The sequence below is a fragment of the Flavobacterium reichenbachii genome (assembly GCF_002217435.1).
In the GTDB taxonomy this organism is placed as follows: Bacteria; Bacteroidota; Bacteroidia; order Flavobacteriales; family Flavobacteriaceae; genus Flavobacterium; species Flavobacterium reichenbachii.
Genome location: NZ_MUHF01000003.1, coordinates 1 through 14,987, shown reverse-complemented (window position 1 = coordinate 14,987; position 14,987 = coordinate 1). Strand labels below are relative to the sequence as shown.

Sequence of the window (14,987 nt, the reverse complement as noted above, 5' to 3'; positions counted from 1 at the left end):
ATTCTAAATTTCTTCTAAAACTGCAGCCCATCCTCCATTTCGGACCATTTTAATTTTGATATTATCCTGATTACTAACAACTGCACTTTTTTTTCTGTAATCCATTGCCTGATAACCTGCGTTTATTCCATCTTCAAAAAATGTCATTTTGTATTTTTTTGCAGCTAGAAAATCTAGTTTTATATCAAAAGATCTATCCTTTTGATTATTATTTGTGATGCCTCCAATAAACCATTTTGTTCCTTTTCTTTTGGCTACAACAGCATATTGTCCTGTCTGAGCTTCTAAAGCTTTGGTTTCGTCCCAGGTTGTGGGAACAGAAGTTATAAAATCGGTACATTCTTTTTCCCGATAATAATTGGTTGGATTATCTGCCAGCATCTGCAAACCGCTTTCAAAAACTACAAACAAAGCCATCTGATATGCTCTGGTGCCAATACTTGCCGAATTTGGCCGCTCCGATCGGTACACTTCCGGCTGCATGCTGATCATGGCGCCGGGCGTATAATCCATTGGTCCGACGGCATTGCGTATAAAAGGAAGAAACAAACTATTATACGGTTTGCATCCGTCCATTTGTTCCATTCCTCTTACGCCTTCGTAGGAGATTAAATTAGGATATTTATACTCCAGACCAGCGGGTTTAAAAGCGCCATGAAAATCGACAAAGATTTGATTTTTAGCAGCTTCTTTTACTACCTTTTCATAATAATTTACCATTACCTGATCGCTGCGATCCATAAAGTCAATTTTTACGCCCGCAATTCCCCATTCTTTAAAGGTTTTAAAAAGTTCCATGTTTTTTTCAACGGTAAGCCACGTAAGCCATAAAACGATGCCTACTTTTTTCTCTTTTCCGTAACGAATAAGTTCCTGAACATTTACATTTGGATTCGGTGAATATGGATCTTCTGTACTTTTTGCCCAGCCTTCATCCATAATGATATATTTTACACCAAATTTTGAGGCAAAATCGATATAATATTTATACGTATCTAAGTTATATCCTGAAACAAAATTAACATCTGGACCATACGGAGATGCACCATTCCACCACTCCCAGCTGGCTTGTCCGGGTTTTATCCAAGACACGTCTTTTAGCTCGCTTTTGGGAGCAAGCTTTAACGTCATTGTGTTTTCTATGAGCTGTTTGTCATTTTTTGTAATGACAAAATAACGCCACGGAAAATTTCTTGTTCCGGTAGTTTTAGCGATATAATTGGCTTCTTTTAAAATATTAAGACTTCTGTCGCCATCCGGACCAAATTCTAAAGGCACTTTTGGAAAAGTCGATACAATACCATTTCCTGTTCCTTTTAAAAACATTCCGGGATAATCAGAAAGATCTGATTCGCTGATTAGTATTTTGTATTGTTTTTTTGAATCTACTAAAACAGGAAGCTCCGACATTCTATCAGAAGGTTTCCAATCCTTTACTTTTGTCTGAGAATAGGCTTCTTCATAAGAGGTTTTGAAATTTTCCGGCTGCTGTAAATGGAGCAGGTAATCTTCTGGAAAATGAACTGCAAAATCTTCCTGAAGCACTTCTATTTCCCCTTTTTTTGCAGTTATAAAACGATACGCAATTCCTTCATTAAAAGTCCGAAATTCAACTGAAAAACCTGATTTAAAACTCAAAATCAGATAATTATAATCGTTGGCAACTGTTGAAAATTTTAGTGGAACAAGAGGTTTGATAACTTCTTTTATGTGTCCTGATTTACTGCCTGTTAATTTGGGATTTAATCCTAAAATTTCATTTTTAAGACGTAATGCCAAATGATTTTTTGATGTTAATTCTTCATTATTGATGTGTATGGAATAATAAATTTTATCGTCTAAAACAATCGAAACTTTAAGCTCTCCATTGGGAGAAATAACTTCAAAATTTTTCTTTTGGGCATAATTATTCCATCCTAATACTAAAAGTAAACCTGTCAATAATCTAATAGTTTTCATTCCGATCGATTTTATATGAACAGCGTCCCATAAAAACGGGACGCTGCTGCAGTTACTACTCTTTTTATTTTGTTATCACTTGTATTTCACCTCCATTTTTAAACAAATCGTGCGAAATAAAATAACTGTCAGTTTTAGAACCGTTTACTTTTATAGTTTCCAGATTTCTTTTTCCATTCGGGTTTTTAATCGTTACTTTTTTGCCCGCTGATGTAGTCCATGAAACTTCTTTAAAAATAGGAACCGTTACAATATATTCAGGATCTGCAGGAGATAAGGGATACAAGCCAAGTGCTCCAAATACATACCAGGAAGACATTTCGCCCGCATCATCCATACCGGACATGGCCAGTTTTTCTGGACCGATTCCGTACATTGTATCTAATATTTCGTCGATTCTCTTTTGAGATTTCTCTGGTTTATTTACAAAATAATAGGAAAATGGCGCTTCATGATCGGGCTGATTTCCGTGACAGTACTGCCCGATAAAACCAGAAATATTCCAGGCAATATAATTCGGATTCCATGGTTTGGTAAAGAACTCATCCAGCTTTGCTTCAAAAGGTTTTGCACCTCCGTAAAGCTGCACTAATCCCGGCATATCTTGTGGTGCAAAAAATGATACCTGCCATGCATTTGCTTCTCTGTACATGTATTCGTAATACGGAAATTCTGGATTAAATGGCGTAACCCACGAACCATCTGCCAATTTTCCTCTCATAAAAGTGGTCGATTTATCAAATACGTTTGCATAGTTTTTAGAACGTTTTACCAAATCATTGTAATGTTCTGTATCGTTCAATTCTTTGGCTAATAAAGAAAGTGCGTGATCATCATAAGCATATTCCAGGGTTTTTGTAACACCGGCATTTGCTTTGGTTTCTATTACAGGATTTTTAATATCTTGTTCCGGTACATATCCTTTTGCAATATATTCGGCAATATGAGGTCTTGTTCCGCCTTCTTTATAGGCATTATTTAATAATAATTGATATGCTTTTTTAACATCGTAATTTCTAATTCCTCTCATGTAGGAACCTGCAATAAATGATGCCGCGTGATCTCCATGAAAGAATGTTGGAATAAAACCTTTAATTTCTCCTTCATTAATAATCGAACTTATCACATCGCTGGTAACATCTGGTGACACAATGCTCAACAAAACAAGCTTATTTCTGTAATCGTCCCATAAAGACGGAAGTGTATAATAATGGTAATTTTCTTTTCGAATTTTTCCTGCTTCATCAACAAACTGTTTGTTTACATCGCTTCGTAAAGCCGGCCATAAAAAAGATCTGTACAACATGCTGTAAAACATTACGTTCTGCTGTTCGTTACCGCCTTTTACCTGAATTTTAGAAAGCAGGTTTTCCCATTTTAGGCTTCCTTCTTCAAAAACTTTAGCAAGGTTTTTATCTCCAACCTCAGCTTTTAGATTTTCCTTTGCATTTTCTACACTCACAAAAGACAAAGCTATTTTTACTGTTACGGGTTTAATGTCTCCATCTTTGATGTTTACCAAAGCATAACCGCCGCTTTTTGCACTATCTTTTATATCTAACTTGTCTATCGGACTGCTTAATGCGGCGTAGAAATATATTTTTTCGCCTCCGGTTCTTTGAAAACCGCTTACGGCATTTGTGCCTTCCTGCTTAATCTGCCAGTCGTCTACATGATTGTTTGCTCTTCCTAAATCAAAAAGTACTTTTCGTGCTTTGTTATTTTTAAAAGTATATTCGTGCACACCACAACGCAATGTTGAAGTTAATTTTACCTGTACATTATAGTCTTTTAAATATACTTCATAATACGCCGGACTTGCTTTTTCCTGATCGTGGCTAAAGGATGATTTGTATGGAAATACTGCTCCGTCGGGAACGGGCAAAAGCGGAATATGACAAAGGTTCCAATGTCCTTTGTTGGTATGGGTAAATCCTAAAATTTCGGTGTCTTCGTATTCGTATCCTGCACCAGATCTGTATTTTGTCATTGGACTTAACTGCACCATTGCATTTGGAACTGATGAACCCGGGAAAACCAATCCTGCCCAAACTCTCATATCTGATGGCGGTGTGTAACCAATTATCTTGGTATCTAATAAAGGTGCAGTACCTATAAATGGGTTTACCAAAGCGGTATATTTTCCTTTTGCAAGTCCGCCTCCAGATTTTTGTGCCGCCATGTTAAAGCCAAAAATTGACATAGAAAGGGCTGCAAGAACGAGATTCTTGTTAAATTTTATCATTTTATAAAAATTTAAAACTTGTTACAAATAAGTTACAGTTCTAGTAATTTTGGATGCTTTTGATACGTGTCCCACAATAGTTCACCAAATAATGTATTGGTCCAGGCAAACCATGATCTTGTGAAATTTTTAGCATCATCCTTGTGAAAAGATTCATGCATAAAACCGGTATCACCATGAGAAGCCTTAAGCATTTTGATACATTCTTTTATTTCATTTTGGTCTGATGTCGTGTAAGCTCTCATAACAAGCGACATTGGCCAGATCATATCCATACCTACGTGCGGACCTCCGACTCCTTCGGCTACTTTTCCTTTAAAGAAAAACGGATTGTCTTCTGAAAGTATAAATTTTCGGGTGTTTTGATAAATCTTGTCATTGACATCGATGGCATCTAAATACGGCAGGCTTAATAAACTTGGAACATTAGAATCATCCATAAGCAGATGACCGCCAAAACCATCTACTTCAAAAGCAAAAATATCTCCGTATTTAGGGTGCTTTACAATTGCATGTTCTTTAATTGCTTGGTCTACTTCTTCGGATAAAGCTTTTAATTCTTTGGCTGTCGCAGTATCTTTTTTAATGTTTTCAAACATTTCTGCCGCTTGTTTCATACTTGCTACAATAAAGAAGTTTGACGGAATTAAAAAAGAAAAAACGGTTGCATCGTCACTTGGCCTAAAGGCGGAGCAAACCAAACCTACTGGTTTAACAGGATATCCGTATCCTTTTAGCGGTCTTGTATCTGTGGCAAATTGAGTTGTTCGTTGAAAAGTATACGGATTTTTACCATTTTTCTGCTGCTGGTCTCTAAATACTTTTAGCGTTGTTTTAATAGCTTTTACCCAATTTTCATCAAATGGAGCCGTATCTCCAGTATTTTTCCAGTAATTATACGCCAGTCTGATTGGGTAACAAAGAGAATCTATTTCGTATTTTCTTTCGTGAACTCCGGGTTTCATATCGGTATGATCTGTGGTCCACTCGCCTTTTTTGTTCGGATCGTTGTAAAACGCATTTGCATACGGATCTTTTAATATATATTCTGTCTGCCTGTTGATAACGCCTGCAATCAGGTTTTTTAGTTTTACATCTTTCCCTGCAAAAGCCATATACGGCCATACTTGGGCAGAACTGTCTCTGAGCCACATTGCATCAATATCTCCCGTAATTACATAGGTATCCGGTCTTCCATTTTTTTGAGAATAGGTTACCGTGGTGTCAAGTGTATTGGGGAAACAGTTGTTGAATAACCAAGCTAATTCTTTGTCTTTTACGTTCTTTTGAAACTCTGCAATTGTTCTTTCAATAAAATCACTTTCAAAATTTCTTTTACCTTTTGCAACTCTCACGATAGGAAAATCTTTGACCATTTTAGTTCCTGCAATTATTTCCATAGGATCGATAAGGGCTAAACTGCCAAATAAAGCTGCATTTTGTATAAATCTTCTTCTTTGCATTGTTGTATATTTTAAAATTAAAGGCAGAAGCCCTTTGTTATTTATTAATAGAATTAATTACTTCTTTATTGATCTTGTTTACTTCAGAAAAGTTCATTTTATCAATTTTACGATCATAGGTCATAAATCCGTTTACTTCGCCCTCAACATCTGTGGTCTGAGTATAAACTGCTGCAGAAAATCCTGCTTTTGCCTGCGTTTTGAGCTGTTCTGCATATTCTTTGTATTTGGCTGTAGTTTCGTCATTGTTTTTAAACTGTGTATATCCCCAGTTTTTATCTGTCTGCCATAAATGTCCGGCAACCGGAAGTCCAATTCCGCCGTATTCTCCTAAAACTGTGATTCTTCGGGCATCGTATAATTTTAATTCCGGACCCGGATAATGGTGAATATCTAACATGTCTCCTGTTTGAAAATGATTGCCGCCACTGGAAGAATTTACCAATCGGCTTGGGTCATGATTTTTGGTCCATTCTGTAATTTCTACAGTTTTAAACTGTCCCCAGGCTTCGTTAAACGGCACCCAAACCACGATACTTGGATAAGAATATAAATGATCCATAATCTCTCTCCATTCTTTTTTGTACGTTTCTTCAGATTGTGCAGTTCGTTTGAGCTCTGTTCCTTCAAAATATTTGTGCATCTGCCAAATTGGTCCGTCGTCTCCGTTTGGCATATCCTGCCATACTAAGATACCCATTTTATCACAATGAGTATACCATCTTGCCGGCTCTACTTTTACGTGTTTCCTGATCATATTAAAACCCAGCTCTTTTGTTCTGATAAGATCATATTGCAAAGCTTCGTCTGTAGGAGCAGTATACAATCCGTCGGGCCACCAGCCCTGATCCAAAGGACCAAACTGAAAGCAATTTTTATTGTTTAATTGAATTCTCACAATGCCGTTATCATCTCTTTTTGAAGAAATTTTTCGCATTGCAAAATAACTTTTAACCTCATCATTAACTTTACCACTGCTGATTAATTTGACTTTAATATCATACAAAAACGGCGAATCCGGCGACCATAATTTTGGTTCATTCAATACAATTTCTAAAGACTGACCCGCGGCCGCTTTTTCAGACGCCACTATTTTTTTGCCGTCAAATACGGTAATTTCGACAATATCTCCAGCAGTACTTCCTTCAACTTCTGCCGCTATTTTAATTGTATTTCTATCAATATCTGGTGTGGTTCGCAGGTTATTAATGTGCTTTTTGCTGACTGGTTCTAACCAAACGGTCTGCCAGATTCCGGTTACTGGAGTGTACCAGATACTTTCAGGATTTTTAGACTGTTTTCCTCTTGGCTGTGTCCCGTCGCTGGTAGGATCCCAAACTTTTACAACCAATTTTTGAGATTTACTGTTTAAGAAAGGGGTGATATTAAAACTAAAAGGGACGAATCCTCCCGTATGTGTGCCAATTTTCACATCATTAATCCAAACTTCTGTTTTCCAGTCTACGGCACCAAAATGCAATAAAACATCTTTATTTTTCCAGCTGCTGTCGATTGTAAAATTGGTTTCGTACCACAGTTCATTTTCTGATCCTGCTTTTTTCATTACACCAGAAAGGCTTGATTCAACAGCAAAAGGAACGAGTATTTTTCCGTCGTAAACTTTTGGCGCTGCTTGTCCTGCGGGCTGTATAGCATAGTTCCATAAACCATTAAGATTTTTCCATTGGTTCCTTTCCATTATCGGCCTCGGATATTCCGGCAGCGTACGATTTGGATCTACTTGTTCTGCCCATTTTGTTTTTATTTTATCTCCCTGTGGTTTCCATTGCGCAGTCGATTTAAGGCATACAAAGAGAAAAAGTATAATTATGATTTTATTTTTCATTACAATTGTTTTTTGAAATTCCAGCTTATGATTTCTGTCAAACCGCTAAATAGTATAAAACCTGAAGGCTGTTTATTTCCTTCAGGTATTACAAAAATTACTAAACAAACTACTAACTTAATTAATCAAAAAATCCTTCTTTATCCAGTTTTGCAGCTGCTTCTATCAGCATAACACCGCTTAACTGTGTGGTAAGATCTACACTTGCTCCGGCTGACGGAGCTGTTTTCCAATTGTTTCCGGAAAGCATTGCAGGTCTCAAAATTCCTTTTTTATAAAATGATTGTGCATTGAATTTCAAAAATGCAGCAAATTTTTCTTTATCTGTAGAATTAATAGTGGGCTGTTCGATCAGTTCTGTAAAATAGCGTACCAAAATTCCTTTAAACAATCCGCCGTCGCCCTGACCTTCATCTTTTAGAACTCCTTCAGAAACTAATTTCGGGCTTGTTAATACTGTTCTTCCTGACTTTACAGCGTCGTCGAGATAAGTCTGCTCGTTGGTAGCTTTGTATAGTCTGATGCCAGCCCCAATCCAGGTTCCCATATTATAGGTAAACACCCAATCCTTATTGGTAACCACAACACCGTTTTCTTCTGAAATATTATCCCATACGGCACCCGAAACCGGATCTACAAGATTGCTTTTCTGCCATGCATAAATTTTCTTCGCCCATGCCAAATCATCTGCATCTTTGTCTATTTCGTAAAGTCTCATGGCAAGAATTACTGCCGGAGCATTTGAAACTGCATTTTTTTGTTTTGGTGTATTTTGTTTCCACGTAATACCACCTCCAAAAACATCACTCCAGCTCAGTTTTATTCTTTCCCATAAAAAATCGGCTGCATCTTTGTATTCCTGATCGTTTGTTGCGTTATACGCTCGAAGACAGGAATTTGCCAGCCAAAGCATATCGTCATTAAAAACATTATTATAGGTATTATTTCCGTTTTTTACCTTGATGCCCTGTAATAAGGCTTTCATTTTTGTTTTATAATTTTCACTGCCTGTTCTTAAATAACCGTCTACAAGAACATCCAGAACGTGCGCATTGGGCCAATAATTAAAAGTACTGTTTCCGGCATTGTTTTGTACAAATGTTCCGTTTGATCCCAGGTAATTATTATAGGTTGAAAGCTGTAAAGAATCGGCTGTCTGCGTCCAGGTATATTTGAATTCTGGTCCGACCTCAGCATTTGGATCACGCAGCGGAATTGGATCGTCATCACATGAAACAGTCAATAACCCAAATCCTACTACGCAAAGCAATAAGATTGTATAATGTGTTGAAAATAATTTTTTCATAATATATTTCATTTAATAAACATCTCTTAAATAACACTTTAAGAGATGTTATGGGTTATTTATTGTATTGTAAAACTGTGAGTATATGCCGGAGATGCTGCACTAAAATTTATTTCTGCATTTACCGTTTTGTTGTCTACCGCAGAGGCAAATTTGAAACTATTAGCCCAAAAATCGCTGCTTACGGGAACCATGTACCAATACGAAGCAGCCACATTTCCGTCTGGTCTGTTATTGTCGCTGTTTACGCTGCCATACCATTCTTCGCTGGTTGTGCCGCCATTTACAACTGTAAACTTAAATTTATAACGCTCGTCTCTTCCCCACGATTCTTGTTTAAATACAATCTGTTTATTTGCTGCTTTCCAGATTCCACCACCTGAATATGTGTATTCAAAAAGATATTCGCTTCTTGGAGGAAACCATAATTCGATTTTTTTAATTTCGGTCATCTTTGTAGAGCCATCACTAAAATCAACGCTGATTTTATAGACCTTGCTGTCTCCTGTATAAGTCGAGGCACCATCTTCTTTTAAATCTCCTTCGTTAATGTAAAAAACTTCCGGAGTACCATTTTTTCTTGTGATAAACTTATAAGTTCCTGCTTTTAACTTCGTATAGATTTCAAATTTTGAAGTACCTATTTTCTTAAAAGCTTGTGCATCTGCCACTGTTTCTCCGGTTTCAGACCCTGTACCTGTAATAAACAACTGATCTGGCGGCGGGAATCCGCCTGGTCTCTGTACTTCGATTATTCCAGAAACGCTCGATTTTTGAACATTTATTCCTTTAGACGAATAAACTGTCCATTTTAATTTTCCAATGGCCAGAGACTCGATCCCTGCTAAACCTGCAATTTTGTTCAGCTCAGTAAAAGAAATGTTTAATGTTCTTTGAAATCCTTTACCATCAGAAGGCATTACATAAATTGGTTTAGAGAAATCGCCGCTTTCGCGGTCAAAAACCACATCATAAAGCACTACTCCATTATCTTCTGCTTTAGCACCTTCCCATTCAAAAACGGCAGAACTCTGTGCACCAAGATCAAAAAATTTGTTGTTTGCCGGAGAATAAAGTGCATTTACAGCGGTTACATTGGTATGGCTCATTGTTTCGTCGTTGTCACAACTTACTAGAACTACTGCACATAGCAGTAATAATAATTTTGAATATATCTTTTTCATGTTTTTATTTTTAGGTTAGTTAGTTCTTTTTACCAATTTGGATTTTGAGATAAATTAGTATTAATCAAGCGTTCATCTCTTGGTATTGGCCATAAATAATGTTTGGCAGGATCAAAAGTTCTTAGATTTACTCTTAAATATCCATTGTCTACAGATAATACTCCGAATTTTGCTCCGTGGGCATACCCATTCAAAACATTTTCGGCTGTTTTCCATCTTCTTATGTCAAATATTCTTAAGCCTTCCATACCAAGTTCTGTACGGCGCTCATTTCTTATTACTTCTCTCAGACCTGTTTGTCCTAATGTGCTATTAAAAGATAAAGCCGCTGCATCTGTAAACCCGGCACGGTTTCTTAACAACCTGATGGTTTGATCCCAAACTGCACTGGTCATTTGGTTCAACTCATTTTTAGCTTCTGCATGCATCAGCAATATATCAGCATAACGAATCAACATTAAATTTAGACCTGAGTTTAAAGAGGTTTGATGTTGTACATCATAATATTTACGGGTATAATAACCTGTAGATGTTGATGATGATCCTTGTACAAATTCATCTGCCGCACTTCCTTGCGACGTTCCAGGTTTGATGTAAATGATATGAGAACTTCCGTCTCCTTCTTTCCAATTGTATTGATCGTATACTACCGTACCAGTAAGTCTGGGATCTCTGTTTACATATGGATTATTTTCGTTGTATCCAGATCCTGCTTCGTTTATTTTTTTTCCGTTAAGCATTAAATAACTGTCCACTAATTCCTGAGTTGGAGCTAGTGCATTTAATCTTGCTCCGGCAGAAAGCGGTGCCATATCAAAGAATTCTCCCCACATTCTAAACTGCGGTACATATTGTAAACTTAAAATGTCTTCGCTGCTGTATTCATTCTGCTGTAGAAAAACACCTTCGTAAGAAGCAAACAAGCTGTATGTTCCGTAAGCAGAAGCCATAAATTGCTGTGTTACCTGCGCCACTTCTTCCCATCTGCCTTCATACAAAAGTACTCTTGCTTTTAGTGCAGCTGCAGCGCCTACGGTAATTCTACCTCTGTCTGCTGCAGCATATTGGGTATTTTTTGGTAAGGACGGCATAATTGCATCCAATTCGCTCAATATAAACTGAACAACTTCTGCATGTGGTGTTCTGCTGATTTTTGAAGCTTCTTCTAAAGAGGGATCTTTCTTTAAAAGCGGAATATCTCCAAACCAAGTTGTCAATTGAAAGTGCTGAAATGCTCTTAAAAAACGAGTTTCTGCTTTCATTCTGGCAATTATAACCGGATCTGCATTGGGCACACGATCTATGTTTTCTAATAAAAGATTACAGGTTTTAATCCCGGCATATCGATCATTCCACTCCTCTTTTATTCTTGCTAAAGATGGATCATAAATTCCCGCTGCAATCGAGGCTGCGCCGGCGTTATCTCCTCTTCCGTTATAAGCATTGTCTGATAATGCTTCGTTATAAAAGAAATACTGGCTTTTCTGCATTTGCGAATAGGCGGTGTTCAAAAAAGTCTGCGCCTTATCTACACTTGTCCAATAGTTCGAATCTGTAAATTGATTTTCAGGTGCCAGGTCCAGATCTTCGCAGCTTACTAAGAGTAAGAGCAGTACTGGTATGAATTTTATTTTATTGAATATATTTTTCATTTTCATTTTTTTTAAAAGGTAATATCAACACCCATTCCGTAATAAACCTGCGTTGGAAAAGCTCTTCCGCTGTTAGCACCTCTAACTTCCATACTGTTGTTGAATTCTGAAAGTTCCGGATCGACAAATTTCACTTTAGACAGCGTAAAAAGGTTCTGCCCTGAAATGTACATGCGGAACTTACTCATCCCTAAACTTTTGGCAACATCATCTGATAATGAATACCCTATCTGTACATTTTTCAGCCTTGCATAAGCTCCATCGTATAAATACATATCAGAACCTCTTCTAAAATTATTTGTATTTGACTGTGTACCGTTATTAGCAAGTCTTGGATATCTTGCATCTGGATTTTGTGGCGTCCAGTAATCTAATTGATGCGTATACATTGTCATACCATAATTGTAATGAAATGGCTCTACAAGCTCACCTCTTATCATCATAGTTCTTTTTCCGACTCCCTGAATAAAAATACTCAAGTCGAAATTTTTATAATCTAAATTATAAGTAGCTCCGTAAGTATATCTTGGAAATGGATTACCAAAAATAAACTTGTCTTTATCGTCAATTTTTCCGTCTTTGTTTACATCAACATAGCGATTGTCTCCCGGCTGTACTGTAATTCCTTCCGGAACTGCAGCTCCCTGTATTTCTTCCAGATTTTGAAAAATTCCATCTCTTTTTAACCCAACATATGAATTAAAAGGAAGTCCTTCACGAAGAATAACCTGAAGCTCTTCAACTCCTGTTAATTTTTCATCTCCTCCGTCGTAGTCCAGAACTTTATTTTTAGAATCTCCAAAATTAACGGTCAGACTATGATTTAATACTTTTCCTCTATGTCTGTAAGTAGCTGTAATTTCCCATCCTTTATTGCCTACTTTCGCTGCATTAAATCGAGGCAGTGCCGTACCAAAAACTCCCGGAACCTGTGGCGGCACAAGTATATCTGATGTTACTTTATCAAAATAATCGAATGAAAATGACAAGGCACCTTTAAAGAAATCTGCATCGATACCTGCATTAAAAGTTGCTGCTTTCTCCCACTGTATCTGCGGATTTGAGAAATTATATCCCGTACCGCTTACACTTGCATTGTTAAACCCATATGCATTTTGAAAAGTAAAATAGGTCGTTTGATATTGATAGTTTCCAACGTTTTGATTTCCAAGAATTCCGTAAGAAGTTCGCAGCTTAATATTACCAACATTATTGCTGTAGCTTTCCATGAAATTTTCTTTTGTCAACGCATAACCAAGTGTTCCAGAAGGAAAGAATCCCCATCTGTAATCTTCGCTGAACTTTGATGAACCGTCGTATCTAAAACTAAATTCTGCAAAATATTTATCATTATAATCGTATGTTAAACGACCAAAAAGCGAATTCAGACTGTTTTTTGAAGAAGCCGGATTACCGTCAGGATCTGTTCCGTTAGAATTATATGAATTTTTTCCGATTACAGTATCACTAGTCGGCGTGCCTAAATCGGGATCATTAAATTTTGTATATAAAGCAGATCTTCTTTCAGAGTGATTTTCGTTTGAATATCCAAGTAATGCTCCTACGTTATGATTGCCAAAGGCTTTGGCATATTCTAACATAAATTGTGTATTCAGGTCAAGACTTTTTTTAGATTCATCATTAGTATCTCGATCTGCACCGTATACTCCCTGCGTAAGGAAATTAACCTGTTTCACACGAGTAAACAAATTACCTGACCATAAACGTCCTCCAAAAACACCTTTTGCTTTTAATGATTTTGTGATTTTAAATTCGGCATTTAAAGCTCCAAATACATCGTCGTTATCATATTTTCTAAAACCACCTTCTTCTAAAATTCCCAGCGAGTTAAACTGCTGTAATACATCGTTGGTAAGGAAGTTGCCGTTTTCGTCTTTTTGCTTGTAATATAACGGAACTCTAAAAGCATCCACCATCAATGTACTGGTGTTTGACGAGTGATCATTAATTAATTGTTTAGAATAAGCTAAAGTCGATGTAAGTTTAAATTTGCCATACTCATTGGTAAGGTTTATTCTAAAGTTGTAACGCTCCATTCCTTTTTTAGGTCCGACAAAAGTACTTCCCTGATCTAAATATCCTAATGATACTAAATAAGTTGAGTTTTCGTTTCCGCCAGAAATCGAAAGGTTTTGATTTAGCTGAAGTGCCGGTTTCACAATTTCTTCTGCAAACCATTCTGTATCTCCTTTTGCTTTTAAATCTGCAATTTGAGCAGTCGTAAATACACCCGTTGTTTCACCGGAATTAAATGCAGCTTCATTTCGCAGCATAGCATTTTCATACCCGTGTACGGGCTTAGTAAAGTATTTAGGAGTATTAAATCCTGTAAGACTGCTGTATTGAACCGACATTGGGAGGCTTTTACTTCCTTTTCTGGTGGTAATAAGAACTACTCCATTACTGGCTCTTGATCCATAAATAGCCGCACTACCAGCGTCTTTTAATACAGATACGCTTTCGATATCAGCAGGATTTAAGGCGTTAATATCACCTCCTGTAATACCGTCTATAACAATCAGCGGACTGTTATTTCCTAACGTACTTATACCTCTAATATTAATGTTTAATCCTGCACCAGGCTCAGAGTTGGTCTGCTGAATGGTCAAACTCGGTGCTTTTCCCTGCAAAGCCAGCGTGGCATTTACATTTGGTCTTCCCTGAAAGGCTTCGTTTGCCACTTGGTCTATTGCTCCGGTGACTTTTCTTTTTTTCTGGGTTCCGTAACCCACAACAACAACCTCATCAAGAGCAGATACATCTAAGTCCATTGCGAGGTTTATTACACTTCGGTTATTCACTTTTACCTCCATTGGTTTATAGCCAATCATAGTAAATCGTAAAGTAGTGTTACCGTTTTTGAGCGATATGGAGTAATGCCCGTCAAAATCTGCATTAACTGCATTTCTGGGATCGCTTACATCAATAATAGAAACTCCCGGAAGAGACAAATGGTCTGAGAGAGAAGTAACAACTCCGGTAACTTGAGTTTTTTGATTCTGGGCAGCAAGGTGGTGATAGCTGCCACAAATGAGAAAAATTGTGAGAAAAAAATGCATATACAGCATCCTTTTCTTTCTGCAATTTGATTGTTTCATCATGAAAATTTTTGGTTAGTTAGCCTTTTTTGAATTGAATACTGAAGTTTAATGAAGGCTTCTCAAGATTATAAAGCCTTATTAAATATTTTAAAACATACTTGTAAATTTTTCTCTAAACGATTAAAAGTTCCGGCAAAATTCAATCGTTAAAAATATACTCGTAATGTTAACATATTAATTCATAGCAAACATACTAAAACGTTTTAGTAA

At 36.9% G+C, this 14,987-nt stretch carries 8 protein-coding genes; all 8 read right to left on the bottom strand.

Going from position 1 to position 14,987, the window contains the following annotated elements; translation table 11 throughout:
- Window positions 1-3: 3 nt before the first annotated feature.
- Complete coding sequence (locus B0A68_RS03585) at window positions 4-1,959, bottom strand: glycoside hydrolase family 97 protein (RefSeq protein WP_035684674.1); 1,956 nt, start codon at window positions 1,957-1,959, stop codon at window positions 4-6.
- 64 nt (window positions 1,960-2,023) lie between these two features.
- Entirely contained in the window at window positions 2,024-4,204 is a 2,181-nt protein-coding gene (locus B0A68_RS03580; RefSeq protein ID WP_035684677.1) for a GH92 family glycosyl hydrolase, read from the bottom strand.
- Window positions 4,205-4,236: 32 nt separating this feature from the next.
- A complete protein-coding gene (locus B0A68_RS03575; protein ID WP_035684680.1) occupies window positions 4,237-5,667 on the bottom strand; it encodes a glycoside hydrolase family 125 protein in 1,431 nt (476 codons plus the stop codon).
- A gap of 37 nt (window positions 5,668-5,704) precedes the next feature.
- Window positions 5,705-7,513, bottom strand: a complete 1,809-nt coding sequence (locus B0A68_RS03570; RefSeq protein WP_035684683.1) for a glycoside hydrolase family 2 protein — start codon at window positions 7,511-7,513, stop codon at window positions 5,705-5,707.
- Between the two features lie 121 nt (window positions 7,514-7,634).
- Window positions 7,635-8,819, bottom strand: a complete 1,185-nt coding sequence (locus B0A68_RS03565; RefSeq protein WP_035684685.1) for a glycoside hydrolase family 76 protein — start codon at window positions 8,817-8,819, stop codon at window positions 7,635-7,637.
- A 59-nt stretch (window positions 8,820-8,878) separates the two neighbouring features.
- Window positions 8,879-10,003, bottom strand: a complete 1,125-nt coding sequence (locus B0A68_RS03560; RefSeq protein WP_035684689.1) for a SusE domain-containing protein — start codon at window positions 10,001-10,003, stop codon at window positions 8,879-8,881.
- 29 nt (window positions 10,004-10,032) lie between these two features.
- Window positions 10,033-11,655, bottom strand: coding sequence for a RagB/SusD family nutrient uptake outer membrane protein (locus B0A68_RS03555; protein WP_051892797.1), 1,623 nt, complete (start codon window positions 11,653-11,655; stop codon window positions 10,033-10,035).
- Window positions 11,656-11,666: 11 nt separating this feature from the next.
- On the bottom strand, window positions 11,667-14,735 hold the full coding sequence (locus B0A68_RS03550) for a SusC/RagA family TonB-linked outer membrane protein (RefSeq protein WP_205623785.1): 3,069 nt from the start codon (window positions 14,733-14,735) through the stop codon (window positions 11,667-11,669).
- Between the last annotated feature and the right edge of the window lie 252 nt (window positions 14,736-14,987).

Bases quoted from the DNA above. Each gene is read 5' to 3' on its own strand.
- B0A68_RS03585 (WP_035684674.1), bottom strand. From the start codon at position 1,959: ATGAAAACTATTAGATTATTGACAGGTTTACTTTTAGTATTAGGATGG.
- B0A68_RS03580 (WP_035684677.1), bottom strand. From the start codon at position 4,204: ATGATAAAATTTAACAAGAATCTCGTTCTTGCAGCCCTTTCTATGTCA.
- B0A68_RS03575 (WP_035684680.1), bottom strand. From the start codon at position 5,667: ATGCAAAGAAGAAGATTTATACAAAATGCAGCTTTATTTGGCAGTTTA.
- B0A68_RS03570 (WP_035684683.1), bottom strand. From the start codon at position 7,513: ATGAAAAATAAAATCATAATTATACTTTTTCTCTTTGTATGCCTTAAA.
- B0A68_RS03565 (WP_035684685.1), bottom strand. From the start codon at position 8,819: ATGAAAAAATTATTTTCAACACATTATACAATCTTATTGCTTTGCGTA.
- B0A68_RS03560 (WP_035684689.1), bottom strand. From the start codon at position 10,003: ATGAAAAAGATATATTCAAAATTATTATTACTGCTATGTGCAGTAGTT.
- B0A68_RS03555 (WP_051892797.1), bottom strand. From the start codon at position 11,655: ATGAAAAATATATTCAATAAAATAAAATTCATACCAGTACTGCTCTTA.
- B0A68_RS03550 (WP_205623785.1), bottom strand. From the start codon at position 14,735: ATGCATTTTTTTCTCACAATTTTTCTCATTTGTGGCAGCTATCACCAC.